Source organism: Streptomyces sp. NPDC026575 (genome assembly GCF_055567415.1).
Genome location: NZ_JBVHQM010000011.1, coordinates 211,434 through 226,874, shown reverse-complemented (window position 1 = coordinate 226,874; position 15,441 = coordinate 211,434). Strand labels below are relative to the sequence as shown.

General features: G+C 71.5%; 13 protein-coding genes. 2 read left to right on the top strand and 11 right to left on the bottom strand.

Annotation, left to right across the window (positions count from 1 at the left end; all coding sequences use genetic code 11):
* Positions 1-51: 51 nt before the first annotated feature.
* On the top strand, positions 52-2,652 hold the full coding sequence (locus ACZ4NB_RS18035) for an NACHT domain-containing protein (RefSeq protein WP_467662555.1): 2,601 nt from the start codon (positions 52-54) through the stop codon (positions 2,650-2,652).
* Between the two features lie 223 nt (positions 2,653-2,875).
* On the opposite strand, the gene ACZ4NB_RS18030 is transcribed toward ACZ4NB_RS18035, so the two are convergent.
* Positions 2,876-5,401: an ATP-dependent Clp protease ATP-binding subunit gene (locus ACZ4NB_RS18030; protein ID WP_384428108.1), complete on the bottom strand. Its 2,526-nt coding sequence runs from the start codon at positions 5,399-5,401 to the stop codon at positions 2,876-2,878.
* Between the two features lie 498 nt (positions 5,402-5,899).
* Here ACZ4NB_RS18030 and ACZ4NB_RS18025 point away from each other — a divergent pair, with 498 nt between their 5' ends.
* Positions 5,900-6,589 (top strand): SCO3374 family protein, encoded by a 690-nt coding sequence (locus ACZ4NB_RS18025; protein WP_467662553.1) that lies wholly within the window; start codon positions 5,900-5,902, stop codon positions 6,587-6,589.
* Here ACZ4NB_RS18025 and ACZ4NB_RS18020 read toward each other — a convergent pair.
* From ACZ4NB_RS18020 to ACZ4NB_RS17975, 10 genes are all read right to left on the bottom strand, one after another.
* Positions 6,520-6,855, bottom strand: coding sequence for a histone-like nucleoid-structuring protein Lsr2 (locus ACZ4NB_RS18020; protein ID WP_467662639.1), 336 nt, complete (start codon positions 6,853-6,855; stop codon positions 6,520-6,522). The genes ACZ4NB_RS18025 and ACZ4NB_RS18020 overlap by 70 nt on opposite strands.
* A 156-nt stretch (positions 6,856-7,011) precedes the next feature.
* Positions 7,012-7,530: an amino-acid N-acetyltransferase gene (locus ACZ4NB_RS18015; protein ID WP_384428104.1), complete on the bottom strand. Its 519-nt coding sequence runs from the start codon at positions 7,528-7,530 to the stop codon at positions 7,012-7,014.
* A 9-nt stretch (positions 7,531-7,539) separates the two neighbouring features.
* Complete coding sequence (locus ACZ4NB_RS18010; RefSeq protein ID WP_467662638.1) at positions 7,540-8,037, bottom strand: BlaI/MecI/CopY family transcriptional regulator; 498 nt, start codon at positions 8,035-8,037, stop codon at positions 7,540-7,542.
* Between the two features lie 190 nt (positions 8,038-8,227).
* Complete coding sequence (locus tag ACZ4NB_RS18005) at positions 8,228-8,404, bottom strand: hypothetical protein (RefSeq protein ID WP_393498643.1); 177 nt, start codon at positions 8,402-8,404, stop codon at positions 8,228-8,230.
* Positions 8,405-8,466: 62 nt separating this feature from the next.
* Positions 8,467-9,084: a hypothetical protein gene (locus tag ACZ4NB_RS18000; protein ID WP_467662636.1), complete on the bottom strand. Its 618-nt coding sequence runs from the start codon at positions 9,082-9,084 to the stop codon at positions 8,467-8,469.
* A 159-nt stretch (positions 9,085-9,243) separates the two neighbouring features.
* Positions 9,244-10,041, bottom strand: coding sequence for a type III pantothenate kinase (locus ACZ4NB_RS17995; RefSeq protein ID WP_384428101.1), 798 nt, complete (start codon positions 10,039-10,041; stop codon positions 9,244-9,246).
* A 5-nt stretch (positions 10,042-10,046) separates the two neighbouring features.
* Complete coding sequence (gene nadC, locus ACZ4NB_RS17990) at positions 10,047-11,138, bottom strand: carboxylating nicotinate-nucleotide diphosphorylase (protein WP_467662550.1); 1,092 nt, start codon at positions 11,136-11,138, stop codon at positions 10,047-10,049.
* A complete protein-coding gene (locus ACZ4NB_RS17985; protein ID WP_467662548.1) occupies positions 11,135-12,916 on the bottom strand; it encodes an L-aspartate oxidase in 1,782 nt (593 codons plus the stop codon). Before ACZ4NB_RS17985 ends, nadC begins: the two co-directional genes overlap by 4 nt.
* Complete coding sequence (gene panC / locus ACZ4NB_RS17980; protein WP_467662635.1) at positions 12,913-14,037, bottom strand: pantoate--beta-alanine ligase; 1,125 nt, start codon at positions 14,035-14,037, stop codon at positions 12,913-12,915. The genes ACZ4NB_RS17985 and panC overlap by 4 nt, the downstream gene beginning before the upstream one ends.
* A 74-nt stretch (positions 14,038-14,111) precedes the next feature.
* Positions 14,112-15,176, bottom strand: coding sequence for a Rossmann-like and DUF2520 domain-containing protein (locus ACZ4NB_RS17975; RefSeq protein ID WP_467662547.1), 1,065 nt, complete (start codon positions 15,174-15,176; stop codon positions 14,112-14,114).
* Positions 15,177-15,441: the final 265 nt, after the last annotated feature.

Below are 15,441 nucleotides of genomic sequence, written 5' to 3'. Positions count from 1 at the left end.
GGCACTCCTGCACTCAACCGCCCGGCCCAGCACTGCAGTTACGGGACGCCCATGGATTCCTCCGCCCTTGCCGCCCGCCTGGCGCCGCACGCCGTCGATCCGCTGATCCGCCGGTTGTTCCGTACCGACGGGCCGGCCGCCGAGCTGGTCGACCGGCCGGTGCGGATCTCCCGCCTGGTCTCCTTCGGCGGTGAGAAGCCGGTGCTGACGGAAGGGGAGCTGGCCGGTCTCGCGGCGGCGCTGGTGGAGCTGGCGACCGGCGAGGAGGATCCGGCCCTGGTCGGCGCCCTGGTCCGCAGCCTGCGCGCGCTGGCCGACATCGAGATGGACGACGTCGACGCGGCCCGGCTGCTGCCCGCCGAGTTCGCCCGCCGGCTGTGCGAGGCCGCGCCGGGCGTGACCGCGTCCCTGACGGGCGACGCCGCCCGGACCCACGGCCTCCTCTTGGACGCCGCGGCGCTGCACATCCTGTACTTCCTCAGCCGGCGCTCGACGTATGTCGCCCGCACCCTCGTCGAGCAGACCCGTACGCTCGCCGAGCTGGTCCACGGGCAGCGCGCCGCCGCACAGCTACCGGTCGGCGGCGACCGGGCCGGCGGCGACCGGGCCGTCGGCGACCGGGCCGTCGGCGACGCGGCCTTCGAGGCGCGCTACGCCCAGCACACCGCGGCCCTCCACAACCACCTCACGATCTTCGGTATCGACCTCGCCCACTCCCCCGACAGCTGGCCGCTGGACGCCGCCTATCTGGGGCTGCAGTGCGAGTCCGGCTCCCAGGACGGCCGCGACGGCGCCGACCAGGACGACCCTCCGCTCCCCGCCGAGCAGGCGCTGGCGGGGAGGAGCCAGGTCGTGGTGCGCGGGGTGGCCGGGTCCGGTAAGACGACGCTGCTGCAGTGGCTGGCCGTGGCCACCGCCCGCGATGAGCTGCCGGGGGCGCTGGCGGCGCTGCGCGGCCGGGTGCCGTTCCTGCTGCCGGTGCGCCGTTTCGCCCGCGAGGGGCTGCCCTCCCCGGAGACGTTGCTGAGCGCGGTCGGCTATCGGGAGGCAGCGGCGGCGCCGGACGGCTGGGCGCGGCGGGTGCTCGGCGCCGGGCGGGCGCTGCTGCTGGTCGACGGGGTCGACGAGGCGCCGGAGAGCGACCGCGAGGAGCTGCGCGGCATGCTCGGCGAGTGGGCCGCCCGGTACCCGGGGAACGTCTGGGTCGTGACGTCGCGGCCGTCCGCCGTGCCGGGCGGCTGGCTCGCCGCGCAGGGGTTCGGGGAGGTGTCGCTGGCGCCGATGGGCCGTGAGGACGTGGCCGCGTTCATCCAGCGCTGGCATCGCGCGGCCGCCCAGCAGAGCCCGGCGGATCTGGACCGGCTCGGGCACTACGAGCGGACGCTGCTCAATGCCGTGCGGATCACCCGCGATCTGGGGCGGCTGGCGACCAATCCGCTGATGTGCGGGCTGCTGTGCGCCCTGCATCGCGATCGCCGCGGCTATCTGCCCAACGGCCGCAAGGAGCTCTATGACGCGGCGCTGTCGATGCTGCTGGAGCGGCGCGACCGGGAGCGGGCGATGGTCGCCACCGACGGGGTGGAGCTGACCCGGCAGCCCAAGATCCAGCTGTTGCAGAAGCTGGCTCACTGGATGCTGGTCAACGGCCGCTCGGAGATGGATCAGGCGACGGCCGTCGAGATCCTGGCCCGGCATCTGCCCGCCATTCCGGACGCGGCCCGCCAGGGCGGCCCGCGGGAGGTGTTCCGGCATCTGCTGAACCGGACCGGGCTGCTGCGGGAGCCCACGCCCGGCACCGTCGACTTCGTGCACCGCACGTTCCAGGACTATCTGTCGGCCCGCGCCACCGTTCAGCGGCACGACTTCGCCCTGCTGCTGGACCATGCCCACCATGACGACTGGGAGGACGTCATCCGGATGGCGGTGGCGCTGGCCCGCCCCGACGAGTGCGCGGCGCTGCTCGACGGGCTGCTGGCGCCGCATGCGGGGGTACGGGCCGCCGAGGCCCGGCACCGCAAGCTGCTGGCGGCGGCCTGTCTGGAGCATGCCACCGAGCTGGATCCGGCGGTGCGGGCGCGGGTGCGGCGCTTCACGCGCGACATGGTGCGTCCCACCACTCCGTCGGCGGCCCGCGCCCTGGGCTGGATCGGGCCGATCGTGCTGGAGATGCTGCCCGACCCGGCGGGGGCCTTTGACGGTGAGGCGCATCTGCTGGCGATCACCGCCACCTCGATCGCGGACGATATGGCGATCGACTATCTGGTGGGGTTGCGCGAGCGGGCGCATCACGACATCCGGGCGCAGCTCGCCGGGGCCTGGCGCCGCTATGACACGGCCCGCTACGCCCGCGAGATCATCGCCCATCTGGAGCCGGCCGAGTTGTATTTCCCGGTCTGCGACCTGGAGGAACTGCATGCGCTGCGCAGGCTGGGCGGCCGTCCGCATCTGCGGATCGACGGGTATTTCACCCCCGATCAGCTGATCGAGGGCATCGCTCCGGCCGAGGGTCTGACCCGGCTGTGGCTCGCCTACGACCTGGGGGGCTCCATGGAGTGGCTGTCGGCCTTTCCGAATCTCGACACGCTCCGGATCGGCCGGCGTATTCCGCCGGTGAACGGCGTTCCCGACGGCATTCGCCTCGTGCAGATGTAGCCGGCGGCCGGAGGGGCGAACGGCGCCGATACTTTTGGCGCATTGGGTGACCGAAAATAGCCCCTGTGTGCCTACGGGACCGCTTTCTGCGATCCGTAATCCCGCAGAACGGGAAAAGGGACTGCCCCGGAATCGTACGAAACGATTCCGGGGCAGTCCCTTTTGCGCCCTCTGTGCCCTTTGCGGGATTCGCGCTCGGGGCGCGTTCCGCTCAGGCGTCCTTTCAGGCGTCCTTGCTCAGGTTCGGGCCCGAGCCGCCGGCGGCGGACTCGATCGGCGGGGCGTCGGGCAGGGCCGACTTCTCCTCGCCGCGGAAGGTGAACTTGGCGGTGTCACCCTCGCCCTCGACGTCGACGACCACGATGTGGCCCGGACGCAGCTCGCTGAAGAGGATCTTCTCCGAGAGGGCGTCCTCGATCTCGCGCTGGATCGTGCGGCGCAGCGGACGGGCGCCGAGCACCGGGTCGTACCCGCGCTTGGCCAGCAGCGACTTGGCCTCGCCGCTGAGCTCGATGCCCATGTCGCGGTCCTTGAGCCGCTCGTCCACCTTGGCGATCATGAGGTCGACGATCTGGATGATGTCTTCCTCGGTCAGCTGGTGGAAGACGACGGTGTCGTCCACACGGTTGAGGAACTCGGGGCGGAAGTGCTGCTTGAGCTCTTCGTTGACCTTGTTCTTCATCCGCTCGTAGCTGGACTTGGTGTCGCCCTGGGCCGCGAAGCCGAGGTTGAAGCCCTTGGAGATGTCCCGCGTGCCGAGGTTGGTCGTCATGATGATGACCGTGTTCTTGAAGTCCACGACCCGGCCCTGGGAGTCGGTCAGGCGACCGTCCTCCAGGATCTGCAGCAGCGAGTTGAAGATGTCCGGGTGGGCCTTCTCGACCTCGTCGAAGAGCACGACGGAGAACGGCTTGCGGCGCACCTTCTCGGTGAGCTGGCCGCCCTCTTCGTAGCCGACGTAGCCGGGAGGCGAGCCGAACAGCCGCGAGACCGTGTGCTTCTCGCTGAACTCCGACATGTCGAGGGAGATCAGCGCGTCCTCGTCGCCGAAGAGGAACTCCGCCAGCGTCTTGGACAGCTCGGTCTTACCGACGCCGGACGGGCCGGCGAAGATGAACGAGCCACCGGGACGCTTGGGGTCCTTCAGGCCGGCGCGGGTACGGCGGATGGCCTGGGAGAGCGCCTTGATGGCGTCCTTCTGGCCGATGACGCGCTTGTGGAGCTCGTCCTCCATGCGGAGCAGACGCGAGGACTCCTCCTCGGTGAGCTTGAAGACGGGGATGCCGGTGGCCGTGGCCAGGACCTCGGCGATCAGCTCCTCGTCCACCTCGGCGACGACGTCCATGTCGCCGGCCTTCCACTCCTTCTCCCGCTTCGCCTTCGCGGCCAGGAGCTGCTTCTCCTTGTCGCGCAGACCCGCGGCCATCTCGAAGTCCTGCGAGTCGATCGCGGACTCCTTCTCCCGGCGCACATCGGCGATCTTCTCGTCGAATTCGCGCAGGTCCGGCGGTGCGGTCATACGGCGGATCCGCATCCGGGAGCCGGCCTCGTCGATCAGGTCGATGGCCTTGTCCGGCAGGAAGCGGTCGGAGATGTAGCGGTCGGCGAGGGTGGCCGCGGCGACCAGCGCGGAGTCCGTGATGGAGACGCGGTGGTGGGCCTCGTAGCGGTCCCGCAGACCCTTGAGGATCTCGATGGTGTGCGGCAGCGACGGCTCCGCGACCTGGATGGGCTGGAAGCGGCGCTCCAGGGCGGCGTCCTTCTCCAGGTGCTTGCGGTACTCGTCGAGCGTCGTGGCACCGATGGTCTGCAGCTCGCCTCGCGCCAGCATGGGCTTGAGGATGCTGGCGGCGTCGATCGCGCCCTCGGCGGCGCCCGCACCCACCAGGGTGTGGAGCTCGTCGATGAACAGGATGATGTCGCCGCGGGTGCGGATCTCCTTGAGGACCTTCTTCAGGCGCTCTTCGAAGTCGCCCCTGTAGCGGGAGCCGGCGACCAGGGCACCGAGGTCGAGGGTGTAGAGGTGCTTGTCCTTGAGGGTCTCGGGCACCTCGCCCTTGACGATGGCCTGCGCCAGGCCCTCGACGACCGCCGTCTTGCCGACGCCGGGCTCGCCGATGAGGACCGGGTTGTTCTTGGTGCGGCGCGACAGCACCTGCATGACGCGCTCGATTTCCTTCTCGCGCCCGATGACCGGGTCGAGCTTGGTCTCGCGAGCGGCCTGCGTGAGGTTGCGGCCGAACTGGTCCAGGACGAGGGAGGTCGAGGGCGTGCCCTCGGCGGGGCCGCCGGCGGTGGCGGCTTCCTTGCCCTGGTAGCCGGAGAGCAGCTGGATGACCTGCTGCCGCACCCGGTTGAGATCGGCGCCCAGCTTCACCAGGACCTGGGCTGCGACGCCCTCGCCCTCGCGGATCAGGCCGAGCAGGATGTGCTCGGTGCCGATGTAGTTGTGGCCGAGCTGGAGGGCCTCGCGGAGCGACAGCTCCAGGACCTTCTTGGCACGGGGGGTGAAGGGGATGTGACCGGACGGAGCCTGCTGGCCCTGCCCGATGATCTCCTCCACCTGCTGGCGGACCGCCTCGAGCGAAATCCCGAGGCTCTCCAGGGCCTTAGCGGCGACACCCTCACCCTCGTGGATCAGGCCCAGGAGGATGTGCTCGGTGCCGATGTAGTTGTGGTTGAGCATCCGGGCTTCTTCCTGAGCCAGGACGACAACCCGCCGCGCACGGTCGGTGAACCTCTCGAACATCGTTAATCGCTCCTCAGAGCGGTCAGGCAGTTAGGGGTCGGTCCCCTCCCTGTCCTTCCGCATGCTAGTCCCGCGGGGCGGGACAGCTCATTCCAACTGCCGACACCCGTCCGGATCACCCCCGCTCCGGCGGGGAAATTTACTGCCGAACAGCTGACATCTGCTCCAACTCGATGGTGCGAGACGATGTTCCCGCAGGCCAGGCATATACGCCCTTGGCCACTACGCCCGTGGCGAACGCGCCGTTCCGCGACACGCCGCCCGCATCCCGCCATCGGCCGGGCCGAAGCGCCTCGTGCGCCGGTCACACCGTCTCTTCCCACTGAGACTGTCTTACCCGCTGCCACTGACACTCCATGCGGCGCGGGCCGCTTCCATCCGCTACGGGCGAACATCCGCACGCCACCGAATGCTCCGCCACGCCCCTTCCGTGAATACGGTCCGCTCCCGTACCCCTACCCAGCGTAACTTCCCGGGTTGTGGGCAGTTGCACCGGGCATGGCCCGCGTGCTTCCGCGCCCCCGCAGCCCCCTCGACCACGTCCGCAGGTGGTACGAGGACGAGCTGGGCTGGCCGACCACCGGATCCGAGCCGGTCGAGCTGCTGACGGGGCTGCGCTTCGACGCCCTGGAGTTGCCGGCCGACGCGGGCCGGGCCGTCCTGCGGCGCTGGCCGCGGACCGGCCCGGTGGCGCTCCTGCGGACCGGAGGCGACGAGAAGCAGCCGTCCGATCGGCCGAAATTGCTCATGCTCGTCGCGGCCGGCGGTGCCGAGGAACTCCCGGGAATCCTGGAATGGCTGGAGTGGGGTTCCCTCGCATCGGATCTCACGGCGCGGGGGGCCGGGGACCGGATGCCGGCGCCGTCGTTCCCCACGGGCACGTCACCGGCATCGCCGCCCTGCGGATTCGGCGCGCGGGAGGCCGCGGGATGGCTGCGACCTCCCCGGCCCGGGTACGAGGCGGAGAATTCCCTGCCCACCACGGGGCTCGGGACAGGAATCGGGGACGGTGGGGGCGCCCCCGACCTCGTACGACTCGTGAGCGCGGCGGCGACTGAGTGCCACCGTGCCCGGTTGTTGCGTGCTGGTAATGCCCAATCGGACCGCGCCTACGGCGATCAGCCGTTGGCCTTCTCGAATGCCTCGCGAATGTCGGCGGGGACACGGCCACGGTCATTGACGTTGTAGCCGTTCTCCTTCGCCCAGGCGCGGATCTTCGCGGTGTCCTGACCGGCACCGGAAGCCGCCACACGCGCCTTGCCGCGGCCCGAAGAACGCCCACCGGTACGGCGACCGGCCTTCACGAAGTCCGCGAGCGACTCGCGCAGCTTCTGCGCGTTGGTGTCGGAGAGGTCGATCTCGTAGGACTTGCCGTCGAGAGCGAACGTCACCGTCTCCTCCGCCTCGCCGCCGTCGAGGTCGTCGACAAGAAGAACCTGAACCTTCTGTGCCACCGGTTTCCCTTTCATCGAATGCGGATTACGACGGAAAGCAAACCGCTTTTCCGGGAAAAACACAAACCCTTGGGTAGGGTTCACTTGCCCGCAGACCGGGGAACACATGCTTCCGTAGCCATGAGATAGGGGAGCGATTCGGACATAGAACACTCATCACAGGTGCAGAAGCATCCGGCTGTTACCCAGGGTGTTGGGCTTCACTCGTTCGAGGCCGAGGAACTCGGCAACGCCCTCGTCATAGGAACGCAGCAGCTCGCTGTAGACATCACCGTCTACGGGAGCCTCGCCGATCTCCACGAAGCCGTGCTTGCCGAAGAACTCGACTTCGAAGGTGAGACAGAAAATGCGCCGCACTCCGAGCCAGCTCGCGGTGCGCAACAGCTTGTCGAGCACTTGGTGGCCGACGCCGGAGCCCTTCAGCTGCGGGTCCACGGCCAGGGTGCGGACCTCGGCCAGGTCTTCCCACATGACGTGGAGTGCGCCGCAGCCGACGACCTCGCCGTCTTCGTCGCGCTCGGCGACCCAGAACTCCTGGATGTCCTCGTAAAGCGTGACGGTGGCTTTGTCGAGCAGGATCCCGTCGCGTGAGTAGGCGTCGATGAGGCGGCGTACGGCCGGCACATCGCTGGTCCTGGCGCGGCGGACGGTGAGCCCTTTTGAATGCGGAGGCATGCCGGGACGCTATCGCCCCTTGCCGCCCGTGCCCGCCCCGGGTTCATCCCCTTCGGAGGGTCCGCCTTCCGCGTCGGCTTCCGCTGCCGCTTGCGCTTCGCCTTCTTCGGCCGGTGCGGGCCGCGGAGCGGCTTCCACCTGTTGTTCCGTGCCTTCTGCGGCTTCCGGCTCTTCGGCCGGTTCGTCGACTTGCACCATCCGTACGGCATCGCGCAGGGCATGTCGCTGTTCGGGCGACATCATGCCGAAGAAGGCCACAAGAGCTGCCGCGGGGTTGTCACTGGCGGACCATGCCTCGTTCATCAGTGCGGCCGCGTAGGCGGCGCGAGTGGAGACCGCCTCATATCGATAGGCGCGGCCTTCTGCTTCGCGGCGCACCCAGCCCTTCTGATGGAGGTTGTCCAATACGGTCATGACCGTTGTGTAGGCGATCGACCGTTCCTTCTGCAGATCTTCCAGGACTTCTCGAACGGTGACCGGGCGGTTCCACTCCCAGACCCGCGTCATGACCGCGTCTTCCAGATCACCCAATGGTCTCGGCACACAAGAACAATAGTGGGAGATGTCGCGAATGCCCGTTGATCTCGTTGCGTTTGTGCCGTCCCGTGTGCCGGGCCGGAAAAAAGATGTACGGCCCGGGACGGTCGGTCCCGGGCCGTGGCAGTGCGTGCGGGCCGCCGGAATGGCGGCGGGCGGTTCAGGCGCCGTGCGCCCTGGGCTCCCCGGCGGACTCGGCGCGGGCCAGTGCGGCGTCCACGGCGGCGTCCTCCTTGGACTTGTTCTCCCCGCCCTGGCTCTTGATGATCGTCACGATCAGGGCGGTGAAGGCCACGGCCATCACCACGGGCGGGAGCAGCGCTGCGACGTAATCCATGGCGTATGGCCTCCCCATAGGGCGTAAGCAACCAAAAGCTACGCAGCCAGGGTACGCAGCGCTCAGGCGGTGCGGTTCTCGGGGGGCGGGGCGGGCTTGCGGCGGGGCGGGAAGACCTCGCCCGGGGTGGGGATCGGGCGGTCCGGGCGCGGGGCCTTGGGCTGCGGCCCGGGAGCGGGTGCCGGCTTCCGCTCGGGTTTGGGCTTGCGCGCCGGGTCCGGCTCGCGCCCGCTGCGGGGCCCTGAGCGGCCGCCTGGCAGCGCGCGGAGCCGGACCCGTACGGATTGTTCGGCGAGGCGCTCGCAGTGGCGCAGCAGGGCGCTGCGGCGTTCGCGCTCGGCGGCCCCGGCGTGCCGGGTGCACAGCGCGCGCAGGGCGGCGAGGTCGTCGGCGCCGGGGGTGTATCCGGCGGCCAGCGCCTCCTTCAGGTGCGCGAGGTAACCGGCGGCGGCGCCGGGCAGGGCTTCGCGGTAGCGGACGAGGTCGGCGAGCAGGAAGGCGCGCAGCCGGCCGCCTTCGCACACCGCCTCGTCGACCGCCTCGGCCAGCCGGAGGTATTCCTGGATGTCCTGCGGCCACTCCGGGGCGGGGGCGGCGGGCGGGGCGGCGGGGTCCGCCGTCTGGAGGGCATGGGCGAGGGCGCGACGGAGCACACGCAACTCATCGGCGCTGAACGCCATGCCGCCGCGGGTTCCGTTTGGCATTGGCATATGGCGACTTTACGACCGTTTTCGACAAAAGCCGCTTAATTCGTGAACGGTGGCGCGGCAGCGAGCCGCACCACCGTGCGCGGGTCCGGTGTTCCGGTCCGTTGTTCCGGCCCGGCGCTCCGGCCGTGCTCAGGAGCGGGCGATGTTCCGCTCGTAGACCAGTCGCAGTCCGATGAGCGTGAGCCAGGGCTCGTGCGCGTCGATCACCGAGGACTCGCCGAGCACCATAGGGGCCAGCCCGCCGGTGGCGATCACGGTGACCTCGTCCGGGTCCTCGGCCAGCTCCCGCGCCATCCGCTGGACCACGCCGTCGACCTGGCCGGCGAAGCCGTACAGGATGCCGGACTGCATCGCCTCGACGGTGTTCTTGCCGATGACGCTGCGCGGCCGGGCGAGTTCGATCTTGCGGAGCTGGGCGCCCTTGACACCCAGCGCGTCCACGGAGATCTCGATGCCCGGCGCGATCACACCGCCCACGTACTCGCCGCGCGCGCTGACCGCGTCGAAGGTGGTGGCCGTACCGAAGTCGACGACCACCGCGGGACCGCCGTAGAGCTCGACCGCCGCCAGCGCGTTGATGATCCGGTCGGCGCCGACCTCCTTGGGGTTGTCCATGAGGATCGGCACGCCCGTCTTGACGCCCGGCTCCACCAGGACGGCGGGCACATCGCCGTAGTAGCGGCGGGTGACCTCGCGCAGCTCGTGCAGGACCGAGGGCACGGTGGAGCAGATGGCGATGCCCTCGATGCCGTCGCCCAGGTCGTCGCCGAGCAGCGGGTGCATGCCCATCAGGCCCTGGAGGAGGACGGCGAGCTCGTCGGCGGTGCGGCGGGCGTCGGTGGAGATCCGCCAGTGCTCGACGATCTCCTCGCCGTCGAAGAGGCCCAGAACGGTGTGGGTGTTGCCCACGTCAATGGTCAGCAGCATGGCGGTCAGCGGCCCTCACGCGCGTCGTCTGCGGAGCCCGCCCCGTCCTCGTCCGCGTTCTCGTCGTCGCCTTCGCCGTCGTCCTCGCGCAGGTCGAGGCCGATGTCGAGGATCGGGGAGGAGTGGGTCAGGGCGCCCACGGCCAGGTAGTCGACGCCGGTCTCGGCGTAGGCGCGGGCGTTGGCGAGGGTCAGGCGCCCGGAGGACTCCAGCATCGCCCGGCCCGCCACCAGGTCCACGGCCTCCTTGGTCTGCTCCGGGGTGAAGTTGTCGAGCAGGATCAGGTCGGCGCCCTCGGCCAGGATCGGCGGGATCTGGTCGAGCCGGTCGACCTCCACCTCGATCGGCACACCGGGGAACTCGGCCCGTACGGCCGTGAAGGCCGCGGCCACCCCGCCGGCCGCGACCACGTGGTTGTCCTTGATCAGCGCCGCGTCCGACAGCGACATCCGGTGGTTGACGCCGCCGCCGCAGCGCACCGCGAACTTCTCCAGGGCGCGCAGCCCCGGCGTCGTCTTCCGGGTGTCGCGGACCCTGGCCTTGGTGCCTTCGAGGACGTCTGCCCACCTGCGGGTCGCGGTCGCGATGCCCGACAGCCGGCACAGGATGTTCAGCGCGCTGCGCTCGGCGGTGAGCAGATCGCGGGTGCGGGTGGTGACGGACAGCAGCTTGGCACCGGCCTCGACCCGGTCGCCGTCCTCGACGTGCCGCTCGACGGCGAACTCGTCGGTGCACACGATGGACAGCACCGCCTCGGCGATCCGCAGCCCGGCGACCGTACCGGCCTCGCGGGCCGTGAAGTCGGCGGTGGCGACGGCGTCTTCGGGGACGGTCGCCACCGTCGTGACGTCCACGCCCTGGTCGAGGTCCTCCTCGACGGCGAGGTGCGCGATGTCCTCGACCTGTACGGGGTCCAGGCCGGCGTTCACCAGGAGCGCGGCCAGGTCGGGGTCGAGGCCGCAGGTCAGCGGGTCGATCTCGTACGAGCCGTCGTCGCCGCCGGCACAGCCGCAGGCGTCGCCGCAGCCTCCGCCGGTGGGGGCGCCGCCGGTGGGCCCGCCGATCTGGAGGAGGGGGAGGTCGTCGGGCGTGCTCACGGGTTCTGCTCCGTTTCGGGAAGGGTGGCGGGGAAGTTGGGCGAGTCGGATATGCCGCTGATCGCCACGGTGTGGCGCGGGCGGTAGGTGACCATGTAGTGGTGCTGGTAGAGGTCGTCCCGGCGCTCGGGGTAGTCCTCGCGCCAGTGGCAGCCACGGGTCTCCTCGCGGGCCCTGGCGCTGGCGACCAGCACCCGTGCGACGAGCAGCAGGTTGGTCGTCTCCCATGCCTCGACGCCTGGTTCGACCGCCTTGTGCTCCTCGGCACCGGACGCGTCCTGGGCACCGGCCGCATCCGGGCCGTCGGCCTGGCGCTGCAGCCGGATGAGCGCCTTGGTCGCCTCCGCCAGGCTCTGCGCCGACCGCAGCACTCCGGCGCCCGCGGTCATGGCCCGCTGGATCGTGGTCCGCGCCTCGGGGGCGAGCAGCAGTGCGCACGGCCCCTCCGGTGTGACGGGCGGGCCGGGCGTGCGCACCGGGTGGGCGGTGATGTCGGCGGCGATCCGCTCCGCGAACACCAGCCCTTCCAGGAGGGAGTTGGAGGCCAGCCGGTTCGCGCCGTGCACGCCGGTGCAGGCGACCTCGCCGCACGCGTACAGGCCGGGCACGGTCGTCCGGCCGTGCAGATCGGTGCGGACCCCGCCGGAGGCGTGGTGCGCGGCGGGCGCGACCGGGATCGGCTCGGTGACCGGGTCGATGCCGTGGGAGCGGCAGACCGCCAGGATGGTCGGGAAGCGCTGCTCCCACATCTGCGCGCCGAAGTGCCGGGCGTCCAGGTACATGTGCTCGGTGCCCTGCTCCTGGGCGCGGCGCAGGATGCCCTTGGCGACGATGTCGCGCGGCGCCAGTTCGGCCAGCTCGTGCCGGCCGACCATGAAGCGGGTGCCGTCGGCGTCGACGAGGTGTGCGCCCTCGCCCCGTACGGCCTCGGAGATCAGCGGCTGCTGGCCCTCGGCTTCGGGGCCCAAGTACAGGACCGTGGGGTGGAACTGCACGAATTCGAGGTCCGAGACCTCGGCGCCGGCGCGCAGCGCGAGGGCGACGCCGTCACCGGTGGACACGGACGGGTTGGTGGTGGCGGAGAAGACCTGCCCCATGCCTCCGGTGGCGAGGACCACGGCGGGGGCGTGTACGGCGCCTACGCCGTCGTGCTGACCCTCCCCCATGACGTGCAGGGTGACGCCGGAGGTGCGGCCTTCGGCGTCCTTGAGCAGGTCCAGGACGAGCGCGTTCTCGATGGTGCGCAGTCCGGCGGCGCGGACCGCCTCGACCAGCGCGCGGGAGATCTCGGCCCCGGTGGCGTCGCCGCCGGCGTGCGCGATACGGCTGCGGTGGTGGCCGCCCTCACGGCCGAGCGCTATCTCGTCGCCGCCCGGTGCGGTGTCGAAGCGCGCGCCGGTGCCGATCAGCCGGTGGACGGCGTCCGGGCCTTCGGTCACCAGGGTGCGTACGGCCACCTCGTCGCAGAGTCCGGCGCCCGCGACCAGGGTGTCGGCCAGGTGCTGCTCGGGGGTGTCGCCGTCGCCCAGGGCCGCCGCCACACCGCCCTGCGCCCAACGGGTGGAGCCGTCGTCCAGGCGGGCCTTGGTGACGACGACGGTCCGGCGTCCGGCCGCGGCGCAGCGCAGGGCGGCGGTCAGTCCGGCCACGCCGGAGCCCACGACGACGACGTCCGCTTCGATGGACCAGCCGGGGGCGGGGGCGTTCAGACGTATACCGGTGCCTGGTACGGGGCCGGTGCCTGCTCCGGTGGCAGGGCCTGTTCCGGTGGCAATCATCGGGTCGCTCCGAGGGGGCCTTGGGGGGTGGTGGGCGGTGTGGCGGGGGTGGTGGGGGCGCCGGGCGTGCCGGGGTCCGGCGCCGTCCCGCCGGCGCGGGTCGCTCCCTGGTGGGCGGCCTCGTCCTGTGGGGGCGAGGCTCCGAAGACGAGACGGATGTTGTCGATGAGACGTGTGGTGCCCACCTTGGCGGCCACCGCCAGGATGCCCTCGCCCTGGTAGCCGTCCGGGATCTCGGTGAAGTCCGAGGGATCGACCAGTGCCAGGTAGTCGAGCACGAGCGGCGGGTCGAGCTGGGCGGCGTCCTCCAGGACCACGCGGGCCGCGGCGCGCGCCACGGACGGCCCGTGCGGCGGGCCCGCGGCGGCATAGGCGACCGCGTGCGCGTCGGCGGCGGCGCGGTCCTCGCCGATGGCTGCCAGCGCCGCGGAGCGGTCCTGTGCCGGGTGGCCGGCGGAGGCGGCGCGGGCGCGCAGCGCCTCCTCGGCGGTGAGCCGGTCGCGGGCGGCGAACAGGGCCGCGGAGAGCGCGAGCGCGGTGCGCCGCTCCGGGGTGGACAGGTAGCGGTTGCGGCTGGAGAGGGCGAGGCCGTCGTCCTCGCGCACCGTGGGGACGCCGACGATCTCGACGGGGAAATTCAGGTCGGCGGCCATCCGCGTGATGACGGCGAGCTGCTGGGCGTCCTTCTGGCCGAAGAACGCGATGTCCGGCGCGGTCAGGTGCAGCAGCTTGGCGACGACGGTGAGCACACCGTCGAAGTGGCCGGGGCGGCTGGCACCCTCCAGGCGGGTGCCCATGGGGCCCGCGGCGATCCGGATCTGCGGCTCGCCGCCCGGATAGACCTCGTCGACGGACGGGGCGAAGACCACGTCCGCGCCGGCCGCCACGGCCAGCTCGACGTCCGCGTCCAGGGTCCGCGGGTAGCGGTCCAGGTCCTCGCCCGCCCCGAACTGCAGCGGATTGACGAAGACCGTGACGACGACCTGCCCGTCCGGACCGACCCGGCGGCGGGCGGTGCGGACCAGGGTGGCGTGGCCCTCGTGCAGCGCCCCCATGGTCATGACGACGGCGCGGGCGCCGCCTCGGCGCGGCAGGTCGCGCAGCGCCGCGGCGGTGTGCAGGAGGGGGGTGGGGTGATCCGGTGCGGAGTCCGGGGACGGCTGCGGGGCCGGCGTCGGGCTCGCGGGCGAGGAGGTCACCGGTCGCCTCCTTCGGGGCCTTGGTCGGGGGTGACGGGGCCTTGGTCGGGGGTGTCGGGGCCCCGCCCGGATGTGTCGGGGTCCGGGTCGGCCGTTCCGGGGGCGTCGGTGTCCCGGTCTGCCGTACCGGTGGCGGCTGCGCCGGGGGCGGGGCCGTCGCCGGCGTCCGCGAGCACGTCGAGGAGGTCCTCGGCCAGTTCCGGCTTCAGCAGGCCGTGGGCGAGCGCCCGGTCCGCGGTCGTACGGGCCATGGCCAGATAGCCCGCGACGCTCTGCGGCGCGTGCCGGCGCAGCTCGGCGACATGGGCGGCCACGGTGCCGGCGTCCCCGCGCGCGACCGGTCCGGTCAGCGCGGCGTCACCGGACCGCAGCGCGTTGTCCAGCGCCGCGCCGAGCAGCGGGCCCAGCATCCGGTCCGGGGCCTGCACACCCGCGTCGCGGAGCAGCTCCATCGACTGGGCCACGAGTGTGACCAGGTGGTTCGCGCCGATCGCGAGGGCGGCGTGGTAGAGCGGACGGGAGGATTCCGCGATCCACTCGGGCTCCCCGCCCATCTCGATGACCAGCGCCTCGGCGGCCATCCGCAGCTCGTCGGGGGCGGTCACGCCGAACGAGCAGCCGGCCAGCCGCTGGATGTCCACGGAGGTGCCGGTGAACGTCATGGCCGGGTGCAGGGCGAGCGGCAGCGCACCGGCCCGGGTGGCCGGGTCCAGCACCGCCGTTCCGTAGCGCCCGGAGGTGTGCACCAGCAGCTGGCCGGGCCGTACGGCGCCGGTCTCCGCGAGCCCGCTCACCAGGCCCGCGAGGGCGTCGTCGGGAACGGTCAGCAGGACGAGGTCGGCGCGGGCGAGTACCTCGGCCGGGGTGACCAGCGGGACGTCGGGCAGCAGCTCGGCGGCACGTCGTACGGAGGCGTCGGAGACTCCCGACACGGCAACCGGGCGATGCCCTGCGAGCTGCAGTGACGCGGCGAGGGCGGGACCGACACGGCCTGCGCCGACGACTCCGACGGTCAGCCGGGCGGGGCGGTCCTGGGCCTCGATGGGTGGGGTTGCGTTCACGCGGCGATGGCCTTCCGTTCCAGTCCGCGGGGGGTACCGGACGATTCCTCGCCATGCTACGCGAGTGCTTCCGGCGTGCTTCAGGGCTGTACGGAGGGTGAGACGGGGGTCTCTCGCGAGAGTTATCCACAGGGGTCGCGGGCCCGCGGCGGGCTGGGTCATGATCGGTGCATCGGCACGCGGAAAGCCCGAGGAAAGGGCAGGCGAGCCGGCGGACAGAGCACGGCAGGGGGACGGATGAAGCGCATGACGCAAACAGGGGACG